Annotated in this window: 24 protein-coding genes; 5 read left to right on the top strand and 19 right to left on the bottom strand. The window is 59.4% G+C overall.

Going from position 1 to position 26,549, the window contains the following annotated elements; genetic code table 11:
* Positions 1 to 3 precede the first annotated feature (3 nt).
* Positions 4 to 2,514 carry a heavy metal translocating P-type ATPase gene (locus CAER_RS0117470; protein ID WP_027236568.1) on the bottom strand — a complete coding sequence of 837 codons (2,511 nt, stop codon included), beginning with the start codon at positions 2,512 to 2,514 and terminating at the stop codon, positions 4 to 6.
* A 179-nt stretch (positions 2,515 to 2,693) separates the two neighbouring features.
* On the opposite strand from CAER_RS0117470, the gene CAER_RS0117465 reads away from it, so the two are divergent.
* Positions 2,694 to 2,891 (top strand): cation transporter, encoded by a 198-nt coding sequence (locus CAER_RS0117465; protein WP_027236567.1) that lies wholly within the window; start codon positions 2,694 to 2,696, stop codon positions 2,889 to 2,891.
* Between the two features lie 183 nt (positions 2,892 to 3,074).
* On the opposite strand, the gene petA is transcribed toward CAER_RS0117465, so the two are convergent.
* The 16 genes from petA to CAER_RS0117390 all read right to left on the bottom strand — a co-directional run bounded on the left by petA (position 3,075) and on the right by CAER_RS0117390 (position 20,150).
* Positions 3,075 to 3,623 (bottom strand): ubiquinol-cytochrome c reductase iron-sulfur subunit, encoded by a 549-nt coding sequence (gene petA, locus CAER_RS0117460; protein ID WP_036797405.1) that lies wholly within the window; start codon positions 3,621 to 3,623, stop codon positions 3,075 to 3,077.
* 319 nt (positions 3,624 to 3,942) lie between these two features.
* Positions 3,943 to 4,125, bottom strand: coding sequence for a DUF2933 domain-containing protein (locus tag CAER_RS30790; protein ID WP_226429044.1), 183 nt, complete (start codon positions 4,123 to 4,125; stop codon positions 3,943 to 3,945).
* A gap of 128 nt (positions 4,126 to 4,253) precedes the next feature.
* Positions 4,254 to 5,615 carry an APC family permease gene (locus CAER_RS28195; protein ID WP_051357809.1) on the bottom strand — a complete coding sequence of 454 codons (1,362 nt, stop codon included), beginning with the start codon at positions 5,613 to 5,615 and terminating at the stop codon, positions 4,254 to 4,256.
* Positions 5,616 to 5,856: 241 nt separating this feature from the next.
* The gene (locus CAER_RS0117450) at positions 5,857 to 8,217 is read right to left on the bottom strand and encodes a copper-transporting P-type ATPase (protein ID WP_027236565.1); all 2,361 of its coding nucleotides are present in this window, start codon (positions 8,215 to 8,217) and stop codon (positions 5,857 to 5,859) included.
* A gap of 47 nt (positions 8,218 to 8,264) precedes the next feature.
* The gene (locus CAER_RS0117445) at positions 8,265 to 9,167 is read right to left on the bottom strand and encodes a ribose-phosphate diphosphokinase (protein ID WP_027236564.1); all 903 of its coding nucleotides are present in this window, start codon (positions 9,165 to 9,167) and stop codon (positions 8,265 to 8,267) included.
* Positions 9,164 to 10,669 (bottom strand): thymidine phosphorylase family protein, encoded by a 1,506-nt coding sequence (locus CAER_RS0117440; RefSeq protein WP_027236563.1) that lies wholly within the window; start codon positions 10,667 to 10,669, stop codon positions 9,164 to 9,166. The genes CAER_RS0117445 and CAER_RS0117440 overlap by 4 nt, the downstream gene beginning before the upstream one ends.
* Positions 10,666 to 12,051 (bottom strand): MBL fold metallo-hydrolase RNA specificity domain-containing protein, encoded by a 1,386-nt coding sequence (locus CAER_RS0117435; protein WP_027236562.1) that lies wholly within the window; start codon positions 12,049 to 12,051, stop codon positions 10,666 to 10,668. The genes CAER_RS0117440 and CAER_RS0117435 overlap by 4 nt, the downstream gene beginning before the upstream one ends.
* A gap of 60 nt (positions 12,052 to 12,111) precedes the next feature.
* Positions 12,112 to 12,486: a DUF5676 family membrane protein gene (locus CAER_RS28190; protein ID WP_167332325.1), complete on the bottom strand. Its 375-nt coding sequence runs from the start codon at positions 12,484 to 12,486 to the stop codon at positions 12,112 to 12,114.
* 544 nt (positions 12,487 to 13,030) lie between these two features.
* A complete protein-coding gene (locus tag CAER_RS0117425) occupies positions 13,031 to 13,711 on the bottom strand; it encodes a TVP38/TMEM64 family protein (RefSeq protein WP_051357808.1) in 681 nt (226 codons plus the stop codon).
* Between the two features lie 219 nt (positions 13,712 to 13,930).
* Positions 13,931 to 14,662, bottom strand: a complete 732-nt coding sequence (locus tag CAER_RS0117420) for a DsbA family protein (protein WP_154667788.1) — start codon at positions 14,660 to 14,662, stop codon at positions 13,931 to 13,933.
* Positions 14,659 to 15,141, bottom strand: a complete 483-nt coding sequence (locus CAER_RS0117415) for a c-type cytochrome (protein WP_027236558.1) — start codon at positions 15,139 to 15,141, stop codon at positions 14,659 to 14,661. The genes CAER_RS0117420 and CAER_RS0117415 overlap by 4 nt, the downstream gene beginning before the upstream one ends.
* Positions 15,138 to 16,532 carry a multicopper oxidase family protein gene (locus CAER_RS0117410; RefSeq protein ID WP_027236557.1) on the bottom strand — a complete coding sequence of 465 codons (1,395 nt, stop codon included), beginning with the start codon at positions 16,530 to 16,532 and terminating at the stop codon, positions 15,138 to 15,140. Before CAER_RS0117410 ends, CAER_RS0117415 begins: the two co-directional genes overlap by 4 nt.
* Positions 16,533 to 16,924: 392 nt before the next feature.
* A complete protein-coding gene (locus CAER_RS0117405) occupies positions 16,925 to 17,512 on the bottom strand; it encodes a L,D-transpeptidase (protein WP_036797401.1) in 588 nt (195 codons plus the stop codon).
* Between the two features lie 175 nt (positions 17,513 to 17,687).
* A complete protein-coding gene (locus tag CAER_RS0117400) occupies positions 17,688 to 18,014 on the bottom strand; it encodes an SHOCT domain-containing protein (RefSeq protein ID WP_226429034.1) in 327 nt (108 codons plus the stop codon).
* 13 nt (positions 18,015 to 18,027) lie between these two features.
* Positions 18,028 to 19,428, bottom strand: coding sequence for an ATP-binding protein (locus CAER_RS0117395; protein ID WP_027236554.1), 1,401 nt, complete (start codon positions 19,426 to 19,428; stop codon positions 18,028 to 18,030).
* Positions 19,425 to 20,150 carry a response regulator gene (locus tag CAER_RS0117390; RefSeq protein WP_027236553.1) on the bottom strand — a complete coding sequence of 242 codons (726 nt, stop codon included), beginning with the start codon at positions 20,148 to 20,150 and terminating at the stop codon, positions 19,425 to 19,427. The genes CAER_RS0117395 and CAER_RS0117390 overlap by 4 nt, the downstream gene beginning before the upstream one ends.
* Before the next feature lie 172 nt (positions 20,151 to 20,322).
* Between CAER_RS0117390 and CAER_RS28185 the strand changes: the two genes are divergently transcribed.
* Both CAER_RS28185 and CAER_RS0117380 read left to right on the top strand, forming a co-directional pair.
* The gene (locus CAER_RS28185) at positions 20,323 to 20,886 is read left to right on the top strand and encodes an EF-hand domain-containing protein (protein ID WP_027236552.1); all 564 of its coding nucleotides are present in this window, start codon (positions 20,323 to 20,325) and stop codon (positions 20,884 to 20,886) included.
* A gap of 519 nt (positions 20,887 to 21,405) precedes the next feature.
* On the top strand, positions 21,406 to 21,765 hold the full coding sequence (locus CAER_RS0117380) for a hypothetical protein (protein ID WP_036797399.1): 360 nt from the start codon (positions 21,406 to 21,408) through the stop codon (positions 21,763 to 21,765).
* Between the two features lie 419 nt (positions 21,766 to 22,184).
* On the opposite strand, the gene CAER_RS0117375 is transcribed toward CAER_RS0117380, so the two are convergent.
* Positions 22,185 to 23,846, bottom strand: a complete 1,662-nt coding sequence (locus tag CAER_RS0117375) for a plasmid recombination protein (RefSeq protein WP_027236550.1) — start codon at positions 23,844 to 23,846, stop codon at positions 22,185 to 22,187.
* Between the two features lie 411 nt (positions 23,847 to 24,257).
* Positions 24,258 to 24,380, bottom strand: coding sequence for a hypothetical protein (locus CAER_RS30640; protein WP_206539693.1), 123 nt, complete (start codon positions 24,378 to 24,380; stop codon positions 24,258 to 24,260).
* Between the two features lie 171 nt (positions 24,381 to 24,551).
* On the opposite strand from CAER_RS30640, the gene CAER_RS0117365 reads away from it, so the two are divergent.
* Together CAER_RS0117365 and CAER_RS0117360 are read left to right on the top strand one after the other, a co-directional pair.
* The gene (locus CAER_RS0117365; RefSeq protein ID WP_027236549.1) at positions 24,552 to 25,043 is read left to right on the top strand and encodes a hypothetical protein; all 492 of its coding nucleotides are present in this window, start codon (positions 24,552 to 24,554) and stop codon (positions 25,041 to 25,043) included.
* A 308-nt stretch (positions 25,044 to 25,351) separates the two neighbouring features.
* A complete protein-coding gene (locus tag CAER_RS0117360) occupies positions 25,352 to 26,089 on the top strand; it encodes a GIY-YIG nuclease family protein (protein ID WP_245597377.1) in 738 nt (245 codons plus the stop codon).
* The last annotated feature ends 460 nt before the right edge of the window (positions 26,090 to 26,549 follow it).

Raw genomic sequence — 26,549 nt, 5'->3', positions numbered from 1 at the left:
GCCTTATTCAGCTGGCGCGGACTGCAATGCGGCTTTCGGTCCTCTGATTTCCACATGGTGCTTTCCTGCCGCTGGCTTAATCCAGCGCAGGCGCAACGCATTGGTCAGAACAAATACGCTGGACAGCGCCATAGCGCCTGCTGCTAGCACCGGTGACAACAACGGCCCGCCGAAAGGGTATAGCACCCCCGCCGCGACCGGGATCAGCAGCGTATTGTAGCCGAACGCCCAGAACAGGTTTTCCCGGATGTTGCGCATGGTGCCCTGGCTGACCGCAAAGGCGTTGACAACTCCATTGAGGTCACCGGACATCAACACGACATCGGCGGTCTCAATAGCCACATCGGTTCCAGTGCCGATAGCGATACCTACGTCCGCAGCAGCAAGGGCCGGTGCATCATTGATACCGTCCCCGACAAAGGCCAGCTTGCCGCCATCCGCACGCAGGTTGTTGAGCGCAGCAACTTTGCCTTCTGGCAGCACTTCGGCAACCACATGGTCAATCCCGAGATCGTCGGCGATCGCTTGGGCCGTCACGGCGTTGTCGCCGGTGATCATAGCAACCTTGAGGCCCATCCTGTGCAGCACCTCAATGGCACCAGGCGTTGTCGGCTTGACCGGATCGGCCACGGCAATCACCGCGGCAATCTGTCCGTCAACAGCAGCGTAAAGCGGTGTCTTGCCCTTGCTGGCCAGCGAACCGCTTTTCCCGGCCAGCGCACCAAGATCCACGCCTTCGCGTTCCATAAACCGGTCCGCGCCGATCAGCACCTGACGGCCTCCAACCGATGCCTGGACGCCAAAGCCGGTGATCGAGTCAAAGCTGTCGGCGTCCGGCAGCTTGATCTCCCGCGCTTCCGCTGCTGCAACGATAGCCTTGGCAATTGGATGCTCCGAACTTTGTTCCACGGCGGCGACCAGCCGCAGCACCTCATCTTCGGTCTGGCCCCCGGCCAGGATCAGGTCAGTCAATTCCGGCCGGCCAGCGGTAAGCGTGCCGGTCTTGTCGAGCGCAACCACCGTGCTTTCCTGCAGCAGCTGCAGCGCATCTCCCTTGCGGAACAGCACGCCCATTTCGGCGGCACGGCCGGTTCCAACCATGATTGAGGTCGGTGTCGCAAGGCCCATTGCACAGGGGCAGGCGATAATCAGTACCGCCACCCCTGCGACCAAAGCGAGGCTGAGCGCGGGCTCGGGGCCAAACAGAAACCAGACAGCGACGGTCAATGTCGCAACCGCTATTACGGCGGGCACGAACCAGGTGGTAATCCGGTCCACCAGCCCCTGGATCGGAAGCTTCGCGCCCTGCGCCTGCTCGACCATCCGAATAATCTGAGCCAGCATCGTATCACTGCCCACCTTCGCCGCCTGGAAGGTCAAAGCGCCGGTCCCGTTCACAGTGGCACCTACGAGCTCGGAGCCTTCGGTTTTCTGCACTGGAATGGGCTCACCTGTGATCATGCTTTCATCGACATAGGAGGAGCCGCTCAAAACCACCCCATCGACCGCGATCTTTTCGCCCGGTCGCACGTGGATGATATCGCCCACAGCAATGTCTTCGACCGCGCGCTCCTCAATTTCGCCGCCACGCTCAACCCGTGCGGTTTTCGCCTGCAGCCCGACAAGTTTACGGATCGCCTCGCCCGTGCGGCCCTTGGCCCGGGCTTCCAGCAGCCGACCCAGCAGGATCAGCACGACGATCACTGCGGCGGCCTCGTAATAGACATTGGCCGTCCCCGAAGGCAGCCATGAGGGCGCGAAAGTCGACACCAGCGAGAACCCGTAGGCCGCCGATGTGCCCAGCGCCACCAGCGAATTCATGTCAGGCGCGCCTTTGAGGAGGGCCGGAAAGCCCTTGGTGTAGAATTGCAGGCCCGGCCCGAACAGGACGATTGTGGTCAACAGGAATTGCAGGAAATAGCTGGTCTGCATTCCGATTGCGCCCGCTACGAATTCATGCATGCCTGGAATCACATGGCTGCCCATCTCGATCAGGAACACCGGCAGGGCAAGAACGGCCGCAAAGAGCGTCCGCCGGGCCAGTTGCCGGGTTTCCTCAGCTTTGCGCTTTTCTGCGTTGTTCTGCACACTTGATTTCGGCTGCGCGGGATACCCAGCTGCCGTAGCCAGCGCTGCAAGTTCGGCAGGTGTCGTGGCGCCTGCTGCAAACCGCACCGTCGCGGTTTCAGTGGCCAGGTTGACGGCGGCGTCCAAAACCCCCGCTCCCTCCTTCAGTGCCCGTTCCACGCGGCCGACACAGGAGGCGCAGGTCATGTTTTGGACTTCCAGTGTGGCTTCATCGGTCACGGCGGGATATCCGGCCTCCTTCAGCACTGCAGCCAGGCCAGCGGCAGAGAGCGACCCGTCGTGGCTGACCTGCGCAGTCTCGTTCGCGAGATTGACCGTGGCACCAGTGACTTCGGGCAAGGCCTGCAGCGCGCGTTCCACGCGTCCCACGCAGGATGCGCAGCTCATGCCTTCAACTTGGAACCGGACTGTTTCGTTCTGTGTCATTTCATCACCAAAGCTGGTTGTTTGCAGCAACATGGGACTTCCAGTTACTGGAAGGTCAAGGGTCATTCCCCTTTCCTGCTTGAAAATAGTTTCATCAGGCGATTGACAGTGCATTGCCCGCTTGACCTTCCCGTGCGGTAACCCGGTAACACCAGGCATGGAACCAAGGAGAACCAAGCATGATCACATTTAAGGTCAACGACATGAGCTGCGGCCATTGCAAATCGGCAATTGAGAAGGCAGTCACCAACCTGGACAGCAGCGCGACGCTGGAGTTTGATATGGAGGCGCGGAAAGTCCGGATCGAAAGCAAAGCTGCTCGTGAGAGCATCCAGGCAGCGCTCAAAGAGGAAGGCTACGCGTCCGAAGTTTGCTGACACTGTTCAAGGGTGCCGCTAATGGCGGCACCCTTGTTTCTGGCTCGGGACACCTTTTTCCCGCGTTCCCGCTGCCGGGCAAGCCATGGTTTCGCCAGCGGCTTCCGGGCAGCCATCAGTCCTTCGACAGTTCCGTTGCCCTTCGCGCAGCAGGCAAAGGCACCACAGCAGAATTCCGCGGCATCAGCCGATCTTCACCAGCGTGTCGGTAACAAATTCGTAGGTCGGCACATCCAGGTTGCGCGGAGCCGGGCCCTTTCGGATACGGCCGGAAGTATCATAGTGCGAGCCGTGACAGGGGCAAAACCATCCCCCGTATCCGCCAGTCGGATCGCCACCTCCCTGGCCTAACGGGATACAGCCCAAGTGGGTACACACGCCAACCACTATCAGCCACTCGGGCTTCTGAACCCGATCGGCGTCCAGTTCCGGATCTATCAGCGTTTCTGCATCATCCGCGCGGGCCTGAGCAATCCGGGCTTCGGTCCGGTGATCGATGAAAACGGGTTTGCCTTTCCATTTCAACGTGATCCGGCTGCCAGGCTCGACACCCTCAAGATCGACCTGCACAACCGAAAGCGCCGAGACATCGGCACTCGGGTTCATGCTGTCGATCAGTGGCCAAATGGCGGCTCCAGCGGCCACGGCTGCGGTACCTCCTGTAGCATAGTAGAGGATGTCGCGCCGGGTGCCAGGGCCGGAATGTTCCGGATGGTCATTGTCCTGTACCATTGTCAATCTCCCTTCCCTTTGAGTGACAGCCGGGCGATCCTCAGCGGCCGTGTCCAACTGCCATAGTGCCCCCCTCTCCAGTCCCTTTTGTGCTTCGATTGGCTTCGCCTTGGTGACGCATCGTGCTCATCCTTGGTTTGGGTATGGCAATTTTCGAAAGAACTTCCGCTTACCTACAAGATGCCGTGAGACGGCACCCATCCAGCCGCCCTTCCATCCCAGGCGGAAGCTCAAGACAGTCCGGCACACCGCCCCCGTTGGCCCGGAAGCAAAGGAGCGCTTCAAAAAATTGCCCCGATACAGCGCCCCGAGATGGCCATTAGGATGTATCGCCGGGCCCAACTGTGCCCTCTTCTTCCTTTTCGCGCCTTCCGGAGCTGTGTGTCCCAACGTGGCCACGGTGCCCCCGGTGCATCAAGAAATGCATTACCAGGCAGGCAACTAAAAGTGAGGCCGGCGACAATATAAGCGGCAATACGAATTCACGGTATTCCCATCCCATTACAATTGCGCCAAGGGCAAGTGACCCAGCCAATGGCCCCCATTTGCGCCAGATGGATGGCTTCCGGGTGTTTCGAACGATGCTATCCTGTCCGGTTTCTCTACTCATTGCAGTCTCCTTTCATCTACCTATTCAGTTGGCTGCCGGTGCTGGCTGTGTACGCCAGACGTGTTGTCCCGTTGCCCTTCCCGGGCAAGAAACAGCCGCTCAGCCAGCAGCACCGCGATGATCACGGCTAGAGCAATCAGCACAATCATTGGATCCGACTGCCACTTGATCACTGAAAATGCCGCCAGAACCGCCGCGTCGAGAGCCAATGCTGTCAGCAGGATCCAGCCGCGCACTTCGATCTTGCGCCGCAAGTTCCGCCAGACGCCCCAATGCACTGCCATATCCATGACCAGATAGAAGAACGCCCCCAGCGAGGCGATGCGCCCAAGGTCAAACAGCACGGTCAATGCACCGGCAACAAACACGGTATAAATCAGCATGTGCGACCGGATGGAGCCGGACATGCCGAAATGGCTGTGCGGGATCATCTCCATGTCGGTCAGCATGGTGAGCATGCGGGAAACGGCGAAGATGCTGGCTATCAGCCCCGACGCAGTTGCCACCATAGCCAGTGCCACGGTCAGGTAGAATCCAACCTGCCCGAGCACCGGGCCCGCGGCCTCGGCAAGGGCGTAATCCTGCGCTGCGCGGATCTCCTCTGTGCTGAGGCTGGCGCCGACAGCCAAAGCCACCAGCAGATACACTGCGGTACAAATGGCGATTGAGATCAGGATGGTCCTGCCGACATTGCGGTGCGGATCGGTGATTTCAGCACCGCTGTTGGTTATCGTGGTGAAACCCTTGAACGCCAGGATGGACAGGGCCACCGAGGCTGCGAAGCCCAGTCCGCTGGTTTCTGCACCGCCGTTCCCTGATTGCCATTCACCGCCGCTGGCCCAGAGTGCCGCAATGCCGAACAACGCGATCCCTGCGATCTTTATGGCGGACATCACGATTGACCAGCGCCCGACAGAACGGTTTCCGGAAACATTGACCATATACGCGAAGATGATCAGCGCCACGCCGATCAACGGCACCAACGGTCCGCCATCGATACCGAAAGGCCGAAGCGCGTAAGTCGCAAAGGTGCGCGCCACCAGGCTTTCGTTGATCACCATCGACAGCGCCATGAGAACCGAGGCCGCAGCCGCCACCGTACCCGGACCATATGCCTTGGTCAGGATCATCGCGATTCCGCCGGCGGAGGGCCAGGCGTTGGACATCGCAATATAGCTGTAGGCGCTGAACATCGTGACCAGCGCACCTGCGGCGAACGACAGAGGGAACCAGGACCCGGCCAACCCCGCAATCTGTCCCGTCAACGCAAAGATACCGGCCCCGATCATCACGCCGGTGCCCATGGCGACAGCCCCGGTCAGAGAAATCGAGCCGGACCTGTAGTCCGCGGCCTGGGCATGTCCTTCACTTTCCTCGCTCATCGCGGACTCCTATGAACTAATTGCCTGGTTTCTTTGCTGTTTGCTGTTGCGTCTGCGATCCGGCGCGGGCCTCCCCGACCTCCTGCACCATCACGCTCTCCGCTCACGGCCCGGCCCCGGTTGTTCACTCGCCTAGTGTCGAAACAGCGGCCTGCAGCCGTCTGGCTCTGAACGCGGCGACCACGCCTGACTGCGCTTGCAACACCGGACAGAGAGGCGAGGAAAAGGAAAGTTTGCCCGGTCATATCTTTACCCCGCGTAGGCGCAGGGAATTGAGCACCACGGAAACAGATGACGCGCTCATTGCAAAAGCGGCAAACATCGGACTGATCAGAATGCCGAAGAACGGAAACAGTACTCCCGCCGCGACCGGCACCCCGGAGGCATTGTAGATCAACGCAAAGAACAGGTTCTGCCGGATGTTGCGCATGGTCGCGCGCGCCAGGCGCCGGGCACGCACGATGCCATCCAGGTTGCCCTTGACCAGAGTGAAACCCGCACTTTCGATGGCCACGTCGGCGCCGGTGCCCATGGCGATACCGACATCCGCCTGTGCCAGCGCGGGCGCGTCATTCACGCCGTCCCCGGCCATGGCGACGCTGCGCCCCTGTTCCTGCAACTCGCGGATAATTCGGGCTTTGTCCTGCGGCAGCACATCCGCGCGGATCTCGTCGATACCCAGCTTCCCGGCAACGGCGCGGGCCGTGCGCTCATTGTCGCCGGTGGCCATGATGATGCGGAAGCCCAGATCATGTAGCGCCTTCAGCGCGGAAGGGGTCGCTTCCTTCACCGGATCGGCAACGGCCACCAGGCCGGCCACGGCGCCATTCAGTACCACGAACATTACGGTTTCACCCTGATCCCGACGGGCATCGGCCGTAGAAGCAAGACCGGCAGCCTCCAGCCCCAGGTCCGCTATCAGGCGGAGGTTGCCAAGCGCCACCGCATGGCCGTCCACACGCCCCTTCACCCCCTTCCCGGTGACTGCATCAAATTCCGTGGCCTCACCGAGTTTGATGCCCCGTTCCAGCGCTCCGGTCACGATGGCCTCGGCCAAAGGGTGCTCCGAGCCTTTCTCCAACGTCGCCGCCAGCCGGAGCACTTCTGCTTCGTCATGGCCCGGCTCGGGCACAACCGCGATCAGCCGCGGCTTGCCCTCGGTCAGGGTGCCTGTCTTGTCGACAATCAGCGTGTCCACCTTTTCGAACCGCTCAAGCGCCTCGGCGTTCTTGATGAGCACACCGGCCTGCGCACCCCGGCCGGTCGCGGTCATGATCGACATCGGCGTCGCCAAGCCAAGCGCGCAGGGACAGGCGATGATCAATACGGCGACCGCCGCGACCAGGCCATAGCTCAGCGCAGGAGCCGGACCCCAGATCGCCCATCCGGCAAAAGCCAGAACCGCAACAGCAATCACGGCCGGCACAAACCAGCCTGCCACCTTGTCGGCATACTTCTGGATTGGTGCGCGGCTTTTCTGCGCCTTAGCCACCATATCGACGATCTGGGACAACATCGTGTCGGCCCCGACTCTCGTGGCTTCAATCACCAATGACCCGGTGCCATTGATCGTCGCACCTGTAACACTGGAACCCTCGACCTTCTCGACCGGGACAGGCTCTCCGGAAATCATGCTTTCGTCGACCGAGGAGCGTCCCTCCAACACCGTGCCGTCCACCGGCACCTTGTCTCCCGGCCTTACCCTCAGCCGGTCTCCCACCTGCACCTCATCTAGGGGGATCTCTTCTTCCTGTCCACCGATGCGGATCACCCGTGCGGTCTTGGGCGCCATATCCAGCAGGGCACGGATCGCCCGCCCGGTCCCTTCCCGGGCCCGCAATTCCATCACCTGCCCCAACAGAACAAGCGTGACAATCACTGCCGCAGCCTCAAAATAGACGCCGACATGCCCTTCGGCGTCACGGAAGCCGTCAGGGAACATGCCCGGTGCAAGTACTGCCGCAACGCTGAATAGCCAGGCCGCCGCCACTCCCATGCTGATCAAGCTGAACATATTGAGGTTCATGGTGCGGAACGAGTTCCAGCCGCGAACAAGAAACGGCCAGCCGCTCCACCAGACAACCGGCGAGCCAAGAAGCAGTTCAATCCAGAGTGTGTTACGTTCCCCGAAAATATCCCGGACACCTGCCAGGCCGGCATAGGGCCCCATGGTAAGAACCAACAATGGAACTGTTAGTATCGCACCGGCCCAGAGCCGCCGGGTGAAATCGGTGAGTTCTGGGTTTGGCCCCTCCTCCGCAACAGAACCTGCTTCTCGCTCCAGCCCCATCCCGCAAAGAGGGCACGCGCCCGGTTCGGTTTGCCGAACTTCCGGGTGCATTGGGCAAGTATACACAGGGCCTTCCCAGCCAATGGGAACCTTGTCATAACCTCCACTCAGAGCAGTTTTTCCATGCCCGAAAGCTGCGTGCCCATGGTGGTGAGCATGACCGGCCGTTTCCTTGCCAGCTTCTGGGACAAGGTGCATGCCGCAAATCGGGCAGTTTTCAGCTTCAGCGCTCCGAATGTGCGGGTGCATCGGACAAACAAATTTGTCTTCGTCTGCTACACTGGAGCTTTTATTGTTGGGAAGTTCGTTCATGTTATTGCCCTTCCGGTTGGGGAATGCCGCCATCGTGAGTTTTCAAGTCACTGTAAGGTCAACGCAGCCAGCGTATGATTTGCCGCCTCGGCTAGAAGCGGGGCGATGCCGATAGCATTGCTTTCATGAGGAATCGTATCGGTGGTCACGACTTGGCTTGCCCCGGCGGCCAGAATCTCGGCGTGAGCTTGCCCGGCAAAGACTGCATGGATTACCGCACACAGAGGCGGCTTGGCTCCGGCTTCCGCCAGCCGTTCGATTGCCCCCACCAATGTTCTCCCCGAGGACGCAATATCATCGACTAGAACTGGTGTGCCGGAACATCTCCACTGGCGGCCGGATTTGCTAACCTCAACTCTGCGGTCGCCGGAACGCACCTTGCGCAAAACCTCGTATGGACAGCCAACGAGCGAAGCGACCTCCGCAACCCATTGCCGGCTTTCGCTATCGGGGCCAACCAGCACCGGATTTTCAACACTCTCCGCGATCCACTGTGCCAGCAGTGGCGCAGCAGAAACCCGGCCAGCGGGAATGGCAAACAACTCATCAAGGGCCTGGATCCGATGCAGATGCGGATCCACCGTCACAAGCCAGTCAAAGCTTTCCTCGAGGAAACGGGCGAACAATCTGGCGCTAACCGCCTCTCCAGAGTGGAACCTCCGGTCCTGGCGCATGTACCCCAGATAGGGCGCAATTAGACCGGCGTGTACAGCGCCCATCTCGCGCGCCGTATCAGCGGCAAAGCGCAGCGGCATCGCATGCCGGTCCGGGTCACACAAAGAACACAGGATCACCGACTCGCGGCCTTCGAGATCACCATGCAGGGTTATCCGGCTCTCGCCATCCGGAAACCGGTGCCAGTCCACTGGCGCCACTTCTGCCCCGATCAGCGCCGCCAGTTGATCTGCCAGTGGACGCATATTGTGAAATGGGATCAGAACGGGTCTCATTTTGGCACCTCAATGCGGAAAATCTCTTTCTGCGCGCTGGAAAAATCGCTGGCATAGGCCAATTCGCCCGGCGTCTCAGCCCAGATTTCGAACAGGGGTTGTCCGAGCTGGACCAGTGTCCCGGGCCGCGCCATAAGCAACACCCCTGCGCGGGCCTGCTGCGGGGCCCCGGCCAGTTTTGCCACCCGGGCAATAAGGCGGTTGTCGATAGCTGTGATCACTCCATCGCAAGGGGCTACAAAAGGTATCCGGTAGGGGGCTTTAGCCGGCTCGGCAAACCCGCCCTGAGCCGCGCATATCGCCATGAACCGATGCTCCGCCGCGCCGCTGTCGAGCAAAACCCTCGCCCGCTCAACGCCTGCGGTTTCTCCGCTCATTTCCAGCAGGAGCCCAGCCAGTACCAGCGCCCGTTCTCTCAGATCGCCCGGCGCATCTGGTGTACGGCGCAGCACCTTCAGCACATCCATTGCCTCGAGTGCCGGACCGATCCCGCACCCTACTGGCTGGCTGCCGTCGCTGACATGAATCGCCAGGTCCAATCCAATCGCCCGGGCTGTGGCGCGCAGCCGCGCCGACAGGGCTTCGGCCGCATTTTCCGAACGCACTTTCGCGGTGGGCCCCACAGGGATGTCGATCACGACACGGTCCGATCCGGCCGCCGCCTTTTTGGAGAGAATGCTGGCAACCAATTGCCCGTCGCTGTCAAAGTCGAGAGGCCGCTCAATGCGGATCAGAATGTCGTCGGCCGGGCTAAGCCCCAAGGCTCCGCCCCAAACGATGCAGCCACCCTGCGCTTCGACAACCTTGCTCATGGCAGCAGTATCGAGCGCCACCGGAGCCATTACCTCCATTGTGTCAGCGGTCCCTGAAGGCGAAGTAATGGCACGGCTGGATGTCTTGGGGATCACAAGCCCTGCTGCCGCGACGATGGCCACTACGATCGGTGTGGTGCGGTTCCCGGGCAATCCGCCAACGCAATGCTTGTCCAGCACAGGCCCTTCGCCCCATTCCAGTGATCTGCCAGCCTCCTGCATGGCACGGGTCAAAGCGATGGTTTCACAGGTACTCAGATGCTCTCCTGCACAAGCCGTTACGAAGGCAGCCAGATCCAAATCCGACAGCCGGTGTGCCATCGCATCTTTTATGATCGTGGCGAATTGCGCTTGGTGCAGCCGCTCACCATAGACCTTGGCGCGGATTAGCGAAGCCGCCTCTGGCAGTTCGGGGTGGGAGAACTGACCCATATCACCCAGCCTCGGCCGCAATGCAGCCCAAGCTGCGTCGGATAGCGCTGCCGCTTCCGGACCCAGCCATCCTGCCCCGGTGACAACGTTCAGCGATGCGATCACCGACCGTCCGCCGCAGTCGATCCGCACCCGGGTCAGCGCACGAAATCCTTCGGCGCGGCAAACATGGCAGTCCAGATGCATGAAGACGACAGGCTGGCTGTAAGTGTCTATTTCCGCCCGTACTAGCGGAAGGCAATGTCTATCACGCGTCATCGCGGCGTCTCCAAACTGATTGTTTCAAGGTGCTCTGGCACCCTCGCTTTCCAGCCCAGTTCATGGTTGATGCGAAAACGCAGCGCGTCGGCCGCTTCTGGCTCACCGTGAGTTACATAGGTCATCCGGGGAGGGACCGGCGCAGCGCCCAGCCATTCAAGCAGCTCGTTGGCATCGGCATGGCCGGACAAGCTGCCCAGAGAGATCACCTCGGCCTCGATCGGGATGTCACGCCCAAAGATGCGCAAGTGATCTGCTCCGGCGGCAAGCGCAGCACCGCGCGTTCCGCTGGCTTGAAACCCCGACAACAGGATCGCGTTACGGCGATCCCCTCCATATGAAAGAACGTGATGCAAAATACGTCCTCCAGTCAGCATGCCGCTGGCTGAAATGATGATTTTGGGGAAAGGCATGGTGTTGATCTGCTTGGATTCCTCAACAGAACGCACACGCTTGGCGAGTTCAAACATATCCGAGCATTCGGCCCAACTGACCTTATGCTCCTTGTGATGGCGGTGATAAATTTCGGTGGCATTTGTTGCCATCGGGCTGTTTAGAAAGACCGGCACTTCGGGAATATCACCGCGTCTGCAAAGCCGCGCGATGTGATACATCAGCCCCTGTGCCCGCCCTACCGCAAAGGCCGGGATGAGGATTGTTCCGCCCCGCCCGATAACTCGGCGGATAACACGGGAGAGCTGCGCTTCGGCATCGACAGGCTCATGCTGGCGGTTGCCATAGGTGGATTCACACACGAGGACGTCCGCCCCCGCAAACGGGGTTGGAGAGCGCATCAGAGGGTCGCTTTGACGGCCGAGGTCACCGCTGAAATGCAATGCCGTGCTACCAAGGCATAATCGTATTTGCGCCGCTCCAAGCAAATGCCCTGCCGGGATGAAGTTGGCCGTGATCCCGTCGCCTAAATCGACTGGCGTGTCGAATGGTACAGTTTCCAGCTTGCTCAGCGCCTTCTGCGCATCCTTTTGCGTGTAAAGGGGGGTCGGGCGGGCATGGACCGAAAACTTCTTTCGGCGGGCAAAGGACGCCTCTTCCTCCTGCAGATGTCCACTGTCGGGCAGGATCAAGCCGCACAATTCCTTGGTCGATTGTGTGCAAATGACCTTGCCCGCGAACCCTGCCTTAACCAGCGCAGGGATATAGCCGGAATGATCGAGATGTGCATGTGTCAGGAGAACAGTATCGATAGATCGAGGCCGGACCGGAAAAGGCTTCCGATTGCGCAAGCGGAGCTGCTTGAACCCTTGAAACAGTCCGCAATCGATCAGGATCCTGCGACCGCGCCATTCAACGAGGTAGCGGGATCCAGTGACGGTCCCGGTGGCCCCGAGGAAGCGCAGGGTCGGTTGCTGCGACTTGCTCATTGCGCTTCTCCTCTTCTATTGCTCCGAACGCTTTAGGGTAGCAAGGTGACCTGTTGCACCTCATCCACGCGCGGCGATCACGTTGAAAATTGGCCCAAATACGAGTGCCACGAACCAACCGTAGGCAAAGGCTTCTGCTAGACCGATCAGGAAGGAAGTTGCTGTGAGCCACGTCATGCCAGGCATCAGCGAGATCCAAGCGCGGTACATCGCATACTGCGGAAAGATCAGATCGAAGCCGACACACAGCATATAAGTCACGGCCAGGAAAATGCTCAGCGCCCAGCCCAGCTTGACGACAGGGATACGCGGGGGCGCCATCACGTTTTCGGGGCCGACCTCAGAAACATGACCCGTTGCGCAAGGGCCGCATCCAAGCCGCAGCACAGCAAAGACTAGCAGAGCTGCAGTCGCAAAATAGAGTATGGCAAACACTTCTCGAACTCCTGAACACACCACACAGCATGTGAACCGGGCCGCTTGGCTGGACGCTCAACTGGACCGGGTGGTTGGTTCAAGAAAAATTCGGAGGGTGAGGAGACGGTGAAAGGGCTATTCCGTCCGCAAGCAGCCGGATATTGAATACGGCAACCGACATTTCCGGCTTCCATTCAGGCATCAGGACAAGTGGGAGTAGAGCCAAAGCGTGACACATTGCATGCAGTCCACAGTCACCCAAAGACGCAGGCACGCTATAGAGGCTTCGATCGTGCTGAATAGACTCTTGCTGCCCATAATCCGCAGCTAAGGCCTGAACATGGCTATAGCCAGATACTGAATGCTCTGCACCTACCGTTCGGTCCGCCCCCGCAGACGCCATCAGAATTGCAGACAACAGCAGGACCAGTGTCAGGTGAAGCGCCGAGCGAAGCCGCCGCAGTCCAATTCTCCTGTACGTTACTCCTGCAACTCCCACGATCCGCTTCTCCAAATGACTACTCAAGTCTACATGTTATTTGCCCGGAGGCCTTGATTTGCCTCAACCGCCTTGCTCTCGCTTCCAGGTTGCCCAAAGAAGAGGCGCTCCGGTCAGCAGCCCTAGCCCCAGCACTGCCCAGATGGCACCAGGTCCATCAGGCCCGGCCAGCTCACTGCCAAGATGCGCCAGGATGAAGCTCGCTGGCAAAATGCCAGCCGCGGTTGCGAGTGCGAAGCGCCAGAACCGCAATGCAGTCAGCCCTGCTGCATAGCTGATCAAGTCAAATGAGACGAAGGGCAAAAGGCGGCTGCCAAACACCGTCAGCATCAGTGCATTCTGCGATCCCATGAGACCTGTCTCAAGCTTAGCGCCCAGATAGCGCTGGATAGCCGAGCGCCCCAATCGCCGGGCAATCAGAAAGGCGATGATCGCTCCCAACTCGGCCCCCAGTGCAACGAGACCGGTGCCCAGCAAATGCCCGTAGGCCGCCCCGGCTGCCACCGCTACAGGAGCTGAAGGCAAAGGGCTGGCAACGATCGCCATAGTCATCAGCCCTACGATCACCAGCGGCCCCAAGATGCCAGCCGCATCGACCCAAGCTGTAATGTCTGCACGCGTCATTGCAGGCGGCAAAGCATCAGCCTTCCAAAGAACAAGCACCATCAACAAAGCGACGGCCATAACCGCTAGCACCGACCTGTGGCGGCGACGGAAATCCGGTAATCGTCCTGTGCGCAGCATGTGCCTTCCTCGTCGAAATCGTTGGCGCGTTTTTTGATGTACCGCCATCTTCCACAGACTAGGACATTTAGGATTGGCCGATCCACCTTGCCCGGATGGGCAAATGTATCGCTCAGTCGTAGCAAAGCGCTTTGCGACAGCTCGATACAAAATAGGCGAGTTTTCCAAGCAATATTGCACCGGCCCTGATTGATGTTGCCCGCAATAGAGCAATCGTTATTAATCCGCAGCTTCGCGTGCCTGTTTTACCAATTCTTGCAGTTGCGGTTGCTCAACAAAACCGGGAATCAAGTTTTCGCCAATTACGAAAGAGGGCGTGCCGTTGAAGCCCAACTTGCGCGACAGCGCCATAGAAGTGGCAATATGCTCCTCCACCTCCGGCGCGTCCATGTCCCGGCGCAGCTGTTCCACGTCCAGCCCGGTTTCACGTGCGATACGGATGACCGAAGCCTCTGTGGCCCTGCCCTCCATTCCCATCAGCGCCCAATGGAATTCTTCGTACTTGCCTTGTTTGCGCGACGCCAGAGCGGCACGTGCAGCAAAGACAGAACCCTCGCCCAGGATGGGCCACTCGCGGTAGACCAGCCGGACATTGTCATCATCTTTCAGCAGCCCCTGCACCGGAGCCATCGCACGGCGGCAATAGGGGCAGTTGTAGTCGAAGAACTCGACAACTGTTACATCCCCTTCGGGATTGCCCAGAACCGGGGCGTTGGGATCGCGTTCCAGCGTGGCACGGTTGTTGTCAAGAACCACCCGAGCAGCTTCAGCTTTGGCGGCGTCCTGGTCAAGCTGCAGCATTTCGACCGCCTGCATGATGATTTCGGGCCGCTCCAGGATTGCCTCATAGACCAGTTGCTTGATCTCCGCCTCTGTCAATTCTTTGGCCAAGCCGGGCAAAGGCAAAAAGGTAAGACAGAGTAACGGCAAAATACGTTTAGGACGGATCATTGGTTTCTTCCTTCTTGCTGGGCTTCTACTTCTGTTCTTTCTGCTTGGTACCGCTGCTCGCGCTCGGGCCAAGCTGATTTTATGAAATTCAGGATACCGCGAATTTGCGCATCACTCAGCTGGCTGCCAAAGCCTGGCATGCCGCTGTCCAAGGCGACTCCGCTGTTTGCTAGCGCAGCCTGCCCCCCCAATTTGGTATATTCGAACAGCATTCGGTCAGAATGGTGCCAAGTGTGGCCCGTCTCATCATGCGGAGGCGCCGGCAGGCGGCCATCCTCCCCTGGGCCGCGCCAATTCGGCTGGCCCTCAAGATTTGCCCCGTGGCAAGACGCACAGTACTCCGCATAGAGCACCTTTCCCTGTGCAACTGACACCGCATCAGCCATTGGCGCGACCGGGAAAGAAGGCCGGAAAACCCACGCCGCTGCAACTCCGGCGACCGCCAGCACCGCCGCCGCACTGATGACCGCCCGCGTCATGCCTGCACCCGGATCCAGGTCATCATGCCAGAGGCCGCATGCGAAAGCATGTGACAGTGGAATGCCCAATCGCCGGGATTATCGGCAACAAAAGCAATCTCGTGGCTTTCGCCGGCAAAGCTGAGAAGCGTGTCGCGCAGGTGGCCCATCGAGCCATCGGCATTTACGGTGCGGAAATGCATCCCGTGCAGATGCATAGCGTGCGGGAATGCTGTGTCGTTGGACACTGTGACCCGGACAGTCTCGCCCCGCGCCACCGTGGCCAGCGGAGTCTGCGTCATGCCAACAGTACCGTTGAAGGCCCAGAACTGGTTCGCCTCCACCATTTGCCGGAACCCGGTGTTCTGCCCGTTAAGAACAGCACTGCGCAGCGAACCCATTGCTCCGCCAGCCATGTCAAGCCGCAGCTCCCTCGCAGCATCCAACCCCGTCACCTCCATCGCCGGGTTCGGCGGAAGCGGCGCCGGGGAACCGCGCCGGGCGCTACTGGACACGCCGCGCACCGGGAAGGCAGCCTGGGCATAGCCTTGATTGTCCTCGATCCGCGCGAGAAACGCCTCTTCGCCGTCTCCGGCTGTGACATCTACAAGGAGATCAGCACGCTGGCCGGGACCGAGCAGCAAATCTCCCGAAACGGTCTTGGGTGCTGGCAGCGGCATCCCGTCCAGCGCCATCACCCAGCCCTCGAAGTTGACCAGCGCCAGCATGAAGATCCTAGCGTTGGAGGCATTGATCAGCCGAAGCCGGAGCCGCTCATGCCGCTTGACCGATTGGGTCCAGGCTGACTGTCCGTTGGTCGAAATGAAATTGCCCAACCGGCCAGCATGTGACCGGTCATGGCGCGTCTCGAAGTCTGGATTTAGCTGCCCGCCATCAGGTTCCAGCAGCCAGTCATCGAGTACCAGTGTGATATCCCGGTCAATATCCGGAGGTGCCTTTTCGTCAACAATGAGCGGGCCGTGCAGTCCGCGCGCCACCTGTTCGACGGACCGGTTGTGCGCGTGATACCAATAGGTGCCTGCATCCCGAACGGTGAAATCATAGTCGAAGCTGCCCCGTGGCTGAACCGGTGCCTGGGTAAGCCCAGCAACCCCATCCATCGAATTCGCCGCGCGGATGCCGTGCCAATGGACCGTGCTTGCCTGCGGCAGATCGTTGACAAAACGCCGTCGCACCCGGCCGCCTTGGGGCACCCGGATTTCCGGTCCCGGCGTGCCGCCTGAATAACCCCAAATCTCAGTTTTTGGGTAGTCTGACGGCAGTAGCTGCACCGCTTTGACGGTGGCGCGCAACTCCATCATGTCCGGCACCAGGGCATCCCCCCGGACCGGCAATTCCGCCAACACGCCAGCGGCACCCGCCGCTGTCAGAAACCCTCGTCTTGAAAACATTTCTCTTTCCTCTCAGACAAGCGAACCGCGAGGGACGGTTCACTGATGTTCTGATTATCTCAATAATCAGAACATTCACTCAGTTTGGCGGAGGGCGGTATGCCTCTACTGCTTCCAAACCGCGTCTCCCTTGGCTTTGCACTGCCGCCTTCCAGCATGGGAACGTCAATGCCGCCTCATCACCATTTTTGTATCCGAGAGTATCCCAGACACATTCGCCCAAGTTCTTAGGACGGGCCCGAGCGCCTGCTTTTCCATGACAGGCTTCTAGAGCTCCCACACCGCGCCCCTGCCAAGGCCGTGGTGCGGTTAGTGAACGTTTGGGGACGCATCTCTCTGCATCTCGGACCGAACTCTGCCTATCCGACAACCGGCAAGTCCTATGCGCAACCTCAGGCTGGCAAGTTCACCACGGGGTGAAGCACAACCCGGGTATCCAACGGCACCCTGTCGTAGAGGTTGATCATCTGATCGTTTACCAGCCTTGCACAACCATTCGACACGCGCCGTCCGATTGTGTCCGGTTCATTGGTGCCGTGAATACGCAGAAACGTATCCCCGCGCCCGGGCTGAAACAGATAAAGCGCGCGTGAGCCAAGTGGATTACCGAGACCACCGGGCATGCCATCGGCAAACCTGGCATAGCGGTGCGGTTCGCGCTGTATCATGTCCGGTGTCGGCTTCCAACTGGGCCACACCTTTTTCGCGCCGACATAGAATTCGCCCGCCTCGTACAGGCCAGGCCGGCCAATCCCGACCGCATAACGGATCGCGCGGCCCTCAGGCAGCGTCCAGTACAGTGCGAACTGCTCTGGATCCACATGCACCTCATATGGCGTAAGGTCGTTCTGGATGCGCACCTCGCGCGGCAAAAGCTCTTCGGGCATATCGTAGACCGGAAGCGTTGGCGTATGCGCGCTGCCCTTTGAACCCAGCACCGTCAACGCCCCTGCCCCGACAATGAAATCCCGTCTCAGCATAATTCCTCCTTCTGACTGTTTCACCGGTACCGTATAGTCTTCTGAGCCCCTGCCAAAGATTAACACCCGCTGCGCCCTCGATAATCAGCACGTCTGCTTGCCTGCCATTTCTTTCACGAGCCCCTGCCTCCGGCTCAGCCTCTGACACGCGCCGCAATACGCGGAGCATGAGATGTCATTCGTCGAGTGCGGCCTTGCGGCGCCTGAACTCTTCTTCGTCGATTTCACCTTGGGCAAACCTGCTGCGCAGCACCTTCAGCGCGTCACTAGAGGTGTCCGGGCCTGCGCTACGCTTGTCAGTCAGCCATCGCACCGCCACTACGATGAGAGCAATAAACGCTCCCCAGAACAGCAGCATCATCAGGGCGCCGAGCATACCGAAGCCGCCTGCCCACATCATGTGGCCATATCCCCGGTCCCAGTCACCCGAAGTATCCGCCCAAGCCACAGCAGAAGCCAAGGGCAGAAGCACAATTGCCAGAGTTGCAACCTGTCGTTTCATCTTTGTCTCCGGTTCACGTTTCAATTTCGGTTTGATCCTTCGCCAGAGGGATTGCGAGCGTCGCCAACAGCCCGCCATCCGGACGGTTAGCCAGGGTTATGTCACCGCCATGAGCCCGCGCAATCGTACGAGCGATGGATAAGCCGAGCCCGTAGCCGCCGGTTTCGAGCGACCGCGACGCCTCCAGCCGCAGAAACGGATCAAACACCCGCTCCAAATCTTCCTCAGGGATACCTGGGCCGGAGTCTACCACCGTGATCAAAGCGTTTTTGCCATCGATCCCGTATCCAACCCGCGCCCAGCCACCATAGCGCAGCGCGTTCTCGATCACGTTGCGCAAAGCCCGCCGCATCGCGTTTGGCCGCAGGCCAACTTCTGTCGTCACCCCTGGATGTAAATCGAAGCGATCAAGCATATCAGCGCGCAGCTGTTCCAGGAACTTACCCAGTTCACACACCTCTAGCGGCTCGGACACCGCCAGCCCCCGGGCGAAAGCCAATACCGAGTCTACCATGCTCTGCATTTCCTCGATCGAAGATATGAGGCTGTCCCGGGTTTCCTCCTCGTCGACAAATTCTGCCCTGACCCGCATAGCTGTCAAAGGCGATCGAAGGTCATGGCCCAACGCCGCCAGCAGCCGGGTGCGATCTGCAACAAAACGTTTCAGGCGTTCTTGCATCCGGTTAAACGCATCGGTCAGATCTTGCACTTCGCATGGCCCTACCGCAGGCAGTGCGTCCACGTCTTCTCCCCTCCCCAACCGGTCAGCAGCAACGGAAAGCCTGCGCAGCGGTCCCGTTACCCGGCTCATCAAGAACCAGAACACAACAATTAGAATGAAGCCCGCTGTAAGCGCAAAAGTCAGTGTCGAAAAAAGCGGCCATTGCAAAGGCGGCCGTTCAAACCGGGTATCAACATTCAGCCATTGGCTGCCAGACAACGCAATGGACAGCTTCAATTCAATCGCCGACATGTGTCCGCGCATCATTTCCCGGTGCATAGCGGCCATTTCCTGATCGAGGTGGGGCAGCGGCAGATCCGCGCCATCAACCTCATGCAGCTCAACCCGGATCTCGCGGCTGAAGTTACCATCCAGAAGTGCCCGCACTCGCTCTTCGACAATCCCATTGCCGTTATGCGTCATATGTTCGACTTCGGGCTCCGGTGCGATACCGAACCGTACCAGCGGCGAATTCGCAGCCCGTAGAATCGAGGCGTGTAGACTTGCAGGCGCTTCTTCGATCAGTCGGGCCACATTGGCGGCACGTCCAGCAGTTTCCGCTCCGAGAGCCGCGCGTACCGCCAAACTGCGCTCGTCGACAAATAGCCAAAGGCTGACCGCCTGAGCGGCGGCCAGCGCCAGGATCACCAATAGCACCAGTTGGCCGCGCAGACTGTTGAGGACACGCCTCATCCGTCCATCACCTCTACATCTGCCGCCAAGCTATAGCCGCCGTTGCGCACGGTGATGATCAGGCGCGGCTGCATGGGGTCCTGCTCAATCTTGCGGCGCAAGCGGCTGATCTGGTTGTCTATTGTCCGATCCAGCGGCGGCGCCCGCCGGCCCGCAGTTAAATCCATAAGCTGATCCCGGCTCAGGACCAAACGCGCCCGCTCCAGCAAAACCGTCAACAGCTTGAAGTCGGCACCGGTCAGGGCAGTTTCCTGCCCGGTGCCGTCAATGAGGACACGACGGTCGCTGTCCAGCACCCACTGGGCAAACCGAACGTTTTTCCCGGCCAAGCGGCCTGCCAATGGTTCGGAACGATCGGTGCGGCGCAAGATCGCTTTGATGCGTGCCAATAGCTCGCGCGGATTGAATGGCTTGGGCAAATAGTCGTCGGCACCGATCTCCAGGCCGACTATCCGGTCTGTTTCCTGCCCAAGGGCCGTCAGCATAAGGATTGGGATACCGCCTTCCCCAGACAGTCTCCGGCAGACCGAAAGCCCGTCTTCACCCGGCATCATCACGTCCAGAACAATCAGATCGAAATGCCCGGTTGCCAGTTTCGCATCCATCTCTGCCGCGTCTTGCGCTGCAGTTGCGCGCATGCCGTTCTTTTCCAGGTATCGTGTTACCGCAGCCCGGATTTCACGGTGATCGTCAACGACGAGAATATGTGGCATTTCATTCATTTGCATCGATTATAGGTTATTGCTGCAAGTGGTCCTGCAGAGTTTTGTCGCAGAATGTATCAACTGCTTCGGCTGTGACAGGGCGATACAATTCCCCGACCCGGCGCTCTGGCAAGCTCACGCCTGACATCCCAAATTGGATGTATCCAAACACCCTGGGAAAGGTCTGGACATGACGAATTTGAAACTTATTGCGCTTACTCTCGCGGTATCCGGCACATTGGCGGGCGCAGCACTGGCAGAGGCCAGCCACGGCCACAGCGGCAAACCCGGTGCCAATACATCAGGCATGATGCAACAAAATGCAGATTCGCAGATGATGGGCCGAGGTATGATGTCTGACATGAAGCGAATGCATAACATGATGATGCAGATGCACGGGCGGCACGCCATGGGCAGCGCCATGATGGACCGCCAGATGTTGGGCATGGGCAAACCCGGCATGTTGGCGGAAAAACTTCAATCCGCTCTGAAGGAGTACGACGCGGACAGCAATGGCACGCTTTCGATCGATGAGTTCGAATCCTTCCACAGCGCTATAATCCGCGAACAAATGGTAGACCGTTTTCAACATCTCGATGCAGACGGCAACGGCGCGGTGACTGAGGAAGAGATCTCAGCCCAGACGGCACGCATGAAGCAGATGATGGCAGGATCCGGCATGGCCCATAGCGGTCAGCAATCCAAAAGCAATCAGCCCGGCAATGGTATGATGGACCAGCCAAAGGATAACTGATCCTCAAGACACTTTACTGGATGCCACCTGGCACTGCCTGATGGCATCCTTTCTAGGGGCAAGTATCTCAACGTATCCCTTAAAAGCTGGGCATTTTTGCTGTACTACTAAGCAGCGGCAAGCTTGTGGCGGGTGATCGAACAATTACTCGCTTGCCGATTGCTAATGCAAAGTAGATCCCTTTTCTCGCCCCATAGCCGTACCCAGGTCATTTCCGCAAATGATGCACTCCCATCGTTTCCGAGACACGGAAACACGCAGCTGCTGGACGCGTTCGCGGTGGACCGTGGAGCAGGTTACCGGCCGTCACGTCTTTCCCGACGGCTCAGCCGATCTGCCGGCGCGAAAGCTCTAAAGTTCTATATTTGTTAAACATTTTGACACCGGCCTGCGGCATCTGGGTCCAGCGCGGGGCGCACCGAAGATTGGAACAGCTCATTACGTTTCAAATTTTCGAGTCGTGCGCAGCGGCAATTTGTGCTATTTTTGTCACGAGGCGAGCGCTGCGGGAGTTGGGATATGTATATCCTTCCAATAGTGTTTGGTCTTCTTCTTTTTGCCACGCCTAGCGCGGGTCAACAGACAGTCTTTCACACAGCCAGTTTCCCGGACGCCACCACGGTTCAATTGAGCGTGACCCAATACCAGGTCACCAGCGAGGAAGACTTCGACTTTGAAGTCGCCATCAAACTGGTTCAAACAGATGCAAACGGCACAGTTCTCTACGACGACACTAGGAAACACCCGGTTCGGGTCAAATGCGGAGAACCGGCATATGTCGACACTGGTCTCAAAAGATTCATGATCAACACAGCCACCCCCAGCGGCGATTGGCAGCACGACCTTTGGGCTATGCTCTGCACAACAGCAATATCCTGAATGCCAGCAAAGCGTCATACCAACCCTGAAGTTGGCTCAGAAACCCTGTCTCCAGCCATACTGAGAACAGCGGTAAGGGTTAGTCCGGCCGAAGGCGCTCACCGAGACCATTTCGAGCTTCGGCGTCAGACACCAATTCGACAACCAGGCGACCGTATCACTTTCGTAACCCTCGTCCACAGATCTGACAGCTTTTTCGATGATACCTAGCACGACCTGAACGTCGCCTGGCACTTCTGAAACCACCAGGGGACCGTATCCAAAAAATGGACAACACTTGATAGTGCCTTCTGAGCCGGCTGGACTTCTGAATACCCTCGCGTTTTTTGTTCCTGACGAGGCACTTAAATAAGTCTCTGGTTCCGCATGTTGAGCGGATCGTCTCAGAGGTCATTTTAGCATGTATTTAGCACTGTTGCCTACACTGGCCCATTCCCCGGCTCCCCACGCGAGATCCCTGACAGCCGCGCATCATCTTCCGGCGCCCATTTCTGACGCAGGCCGCGCACATAATCCGCGTCCTGCTTCAGCTTTTGCCGTTCCTTGGCGAGGACGCGTTTCACGGTCCGGGCCACCAGTTGAGCAATACGCGTGACTATCCGCATTGCTGGACGGATTTCTTTCAGCGTTTCGGCCCGCGCACCCTTGGTATCCGGAGCGGCCACGCCCCAGGTCAAGCCTGCCTGCTGATCCGCAGACGCCTCCCGCCAGCAAATCGCCCCTTCAGCAACCAAATCCAACCCGGACTCGATGGCATCCGTGATGACCTCTGCCACCGTTGCCTTCAACCGGACCTTTTCTTCTGCCTCCTGCAGCCTCTTCTCCTCAGCCAGCCGGGCAGCCCGGGCCTCAGCAGCCGCTTTCTCTGCCTGACGGCGGTGCTGAACCATCTGCTGCAGCTGAGCGGCCAGATCAGATTTCTCCGCCTTCGTGGCGTTCAGCACCTGCTCGGCCTGTTGCCTTTCTTGGATAACCCGCGCGCGTTTTTCCTCTTCGGCCTTCCGCGCTGCCGTTTCGGCCCGGTACTTTTCTGCAGCTTCTTCCGCCCTTGCCTCATACCCTTTCACTCTCGGCTCCAATACCCCGACCTCAGCCACAATTTTCTTTTTCAGAGCATTCGCGGCGTCAGCCGCTTTTTTATTCTGCACAGCCTCTGCCTCCGCTGTATCGCGGCGGCGGATCATCTTTGCAGCTTCCCGCGCGGCCCGCTGTTTGCGGGCCCGCGCCTCTTTTACCGCGCGCTTACGCGATTTCTTGACCGTGGCCTTGGCCAGGTCCCGGCCGGTTTCAACGGCCGCCTTTGCCTCGTCCTGGGCATCGCCCAGGATGCGCTTCTTCTCCGCTTGCGCCTTGAGGCGCTCCTCGGCACGCCACTTTGACGGCGGCACATGCTGCCGCCGCTCGGGCAGAGGTTTTCCCTCTGCCCGAGCCTGGCGCCGGGCCTCGGCACGGCGCTCCCCCCGAGTGATCCCAATTGTCTCGAAGGCTTCTCCGGCAAGATCCTGGGCATGCTCATAGCTTTTGATGAGCGGGTTCTCAGATGCCTGCAGCAGGATCTGATGCCCGCGGTTGGCGGATGGTTTCTCGGTCCAAACGGCCACGACAAAGTGGATGTGATAAGCCTCCTCATCGACGTGGGCACTGGCATAGCGCAGTTGACCGTTTGGAAAGTTTTCACGGAGGAACGACATGGCGGTTTTGCGGAAAGCAGAGACACGTTCCGGATCCCATTCAGAGAGCCCTGCGCCGCCGAACCAGTCTTTGTTGACAGTGAATATGCCTTCACGAAGCGGGCCTCTGCTGCAGGATCGCCAGGGGTCTGCAGGCCCTTCCGCCTCCAGCTTCCTGGCGTCCTTCATGCGTGACTTGGCCTTCAGAGCGCGCAAATGCTCCTCGTGATTGTGACGGCGCATCTCAGCAATTTCGCCGCGTATCTGCTGCTGCCAGCCCGGCTCGCCGGCCAGCACCTGGTTCAGCCGCGACAACTCCTGGTCGACATGATCCAGGTCGCCGCCGCCGCGCTCGTCATGCATCTTGAACTTGCCAAGGTCCCGCGGAAACAAGCCTGCAAATCGCAGCACGACCGGTGCTTCATTAAGAATTACGGGCTTTGAGTTGGTAAACTTGGGCTGTACTGTCATCTTGCTGCTCGGATCTGCTTCTCTGATCCGAGTCTCCGCGAAGACGAAGAAAATCCCGATAGGCTTATTTTTGTTTTTGTGAGGCTTGTAACTCACTAGGCAAGTTGCAATCCCGGGCTGGACCCCGGAATTTCAACTTGCCAGTTCGCGAGGGGGATACCCCCTTCGATCCCCTCCTCGGTCGCAGTCCGGGCTCCGCCCAAACATGCTTCCTGCGGCCAGCAGCCTGCTGGACTCGCCCTGCCGGGGGCCTGGGATGACTTATTGTTTTTCGATAATCTGGAAGGGCAGCAAGCCGATCATGCGAAGTTGGAACCAGACACCTGGGTCATTTCCTCCAGGCGCCCGCACTTACTTTTGCAGATACCCTTGTTCTTTAAGGTGCGCGATCAGAAGCCGTTCAACAAAAGAGGCTACAGACCGGTCATCCTCCGCCGCTGCCTTTTCTACGGCTTTCTTGGTTTCTTCAGTCACTCGTACAGATATCGCTGATGTTCTGGCCATGTGTTCACTTGTGTGCAGTTGACATTCAGATTCAATGGGTGCATATTGCATTTAGTTGCACACATTTGCAACGGACCGAGGGGAAGGTGGAAGCTCCCCGCCCGGCCCTAACCAAACCGATCTCGCGGAAGGAGACCGACTATGGCTGATACTTTCCGTATCATGCGCGAGTGCGCGCTGAAAGACCCGTGGCCCGCATCTGTCGCAGATGGCAGCCCCACCTTCATCAACCACACCTTCGGCGCACTAACCAAGGCAGTGGACGAAGCCCTGAATTTGGAGCGTGATCTGTCTCACTCCCTCGCCTGGGATCCCGCTTGCACCAACTTTCAAGAGGCCGCAGAAGCCAAATGGCAGGATTGCCTTAAACTCAGCGGCGACATCCTGACCGCGCAGGTGGTCCGGGCCAGCGACTTGCCTTTGCAGCGCATGAGCATGCTGCTGCACTTCCTCATCGAGTCCACGGGGCCGGAAGAGGCTCTCAGATTTCAGCAGCTGTTCCATGAGAACCAGGAGCTGTTCACCGTCGAAGATGGTGATTGCCAAGCCCTGCTGCAGACAGGCGCGCGACAGATGAACGCTCTCATCGAACTCTCTGTGGCGGCTGAAGCGCAGAACTTTCTGCCCAACTAGGCCCACCATCCCAGCATTCTTCTGACCCGGCCCGCGGCGGACACGCCGCTGCGCCCGGCTCAGCCATGCCATGTCTGAAGTTTCAGCAAGCGCCAGTTCCGGCGCCTGCCCAGCCCAATTTTGCCTATGCGGAGGCTGCTATGCCCCACTCAACCTGCGAACATTTCCCGCAAACGGTCCATCCCCACTGGCGCGCCGCCGCCAACGCAAAAGGATTCAAAATCGTCCAGCGCATCAAAGACCGGTATCATCTGCTTCTAGCCTGCCAAAGCTGCGGCTTGGCACATGCCAGCAAGATCTTTGTTCTAATGAACAGCCAGCCGCAGTGCCCGCATTGCATCGAAGCGCGCTGGCAGGCCGACGCCGCGGCCGCAGGTTTAAAGTGGGCAGGCCGCGATCCGGAAGACCGTCACTATGGCCACTATATCGCCCCCTGCGGCCATAACTTGCGCCGGCAATTTGAGATGGTGAAGCGGGCAGCCGAAGGCCTGTGCAGTGTACGGTGCGAGATTTGCCACGCTGACAAAGAACAGGCTGAAGCAGAAGAACGGGGGTGGCACCTGATCGGAGAAGACACAGGTGGCAACCAGAACTACCGTCTGTACCGGCATGCGTCCTGCGGCCACGAACAAAGGATCGCCCGTGCCAACATGCAAACCAGCCGGTTTGCCTGCGGGCAATGCGGTGAGGACTGGCCTGCCGCACCAAGCTACCTCTACGCGATGCAATTCCGGCTGGCCTCCGGGTTGCGCCTCGTCAAGCTTGGCTTTTCACGGAACCCGGATTCCCGCCTGCGCCACCAGTTGCTGAAGCACCGTGACCTGGACGCGAAGATCCTGAAGACCGTTCCGATGGCAACCGGGCAGCTGGCCTTGCAGGCCGAGAAGCGGCTGCACGCGAAGCTGCAGGCGGGGTTTTCCGATCAAGTCGCACCGCCAGAGCTCTACAGTGACGCCCTGCGGGTCCGCAGCGAGGTCTATTTCGCCGATGCGGCCCAGGTGATCTTCGCGATGCTCGACGCCATCGAGGCAGAAGAAGACAGCTAAGCGCCCCCTCCCCTTCAATTTCCAACATCTCCCGCCCGGTTTCACCGGGCGCCCGATCCCTTTTGCCTGTTCACAGGAGGCTTGCCATGAGCCAGCTCGATCTCTCCAAATCCGCACGCCCCGATTGGTGGCAGTTCGCCGAAGGCTGCGCCCGCCGCTATCATCTCTATTACCATGAGCTGCAGCAGGCGCGCCGCAAGACACTCAAAGAAGACGCGCCAGACGACAGTGCTGGCGCCGAGGAGCCCCTTGTGCCCCCTGCACCGGATCACCCCCATTCTTTGCTGCAACATCTGAGCGAGCAGCCGGACGCGCGGCATCTGCCGCCGGAACTCTGGGAAGCGCTGGAGCAGGAAGGTGCCGACCCATATGCCTGTGACAACACGGGCCGCTGGCTGCCGGACCCAGACCTGCCGGCAGACAAGCTGCTTCTGCTGCTGCGGATCGCCGCGGCCTTCGG

The sequence above is a fragment of the Leisingera caerulea DSM 24564 genome, assembly GCF_000473325.1.
GTDB classification, from domain to species: domain Bacteria; phylum Pseudomonadota; class Alphaproteobacteria; order Rhodobacterales; family Rhodobacteraceae; genus Leisingera; species Leisingera caerulea.
Note: the sequence above shows the minus strand (reverse complement) of the source record. Positions and strands in the feature narration are given on the sequence as shown.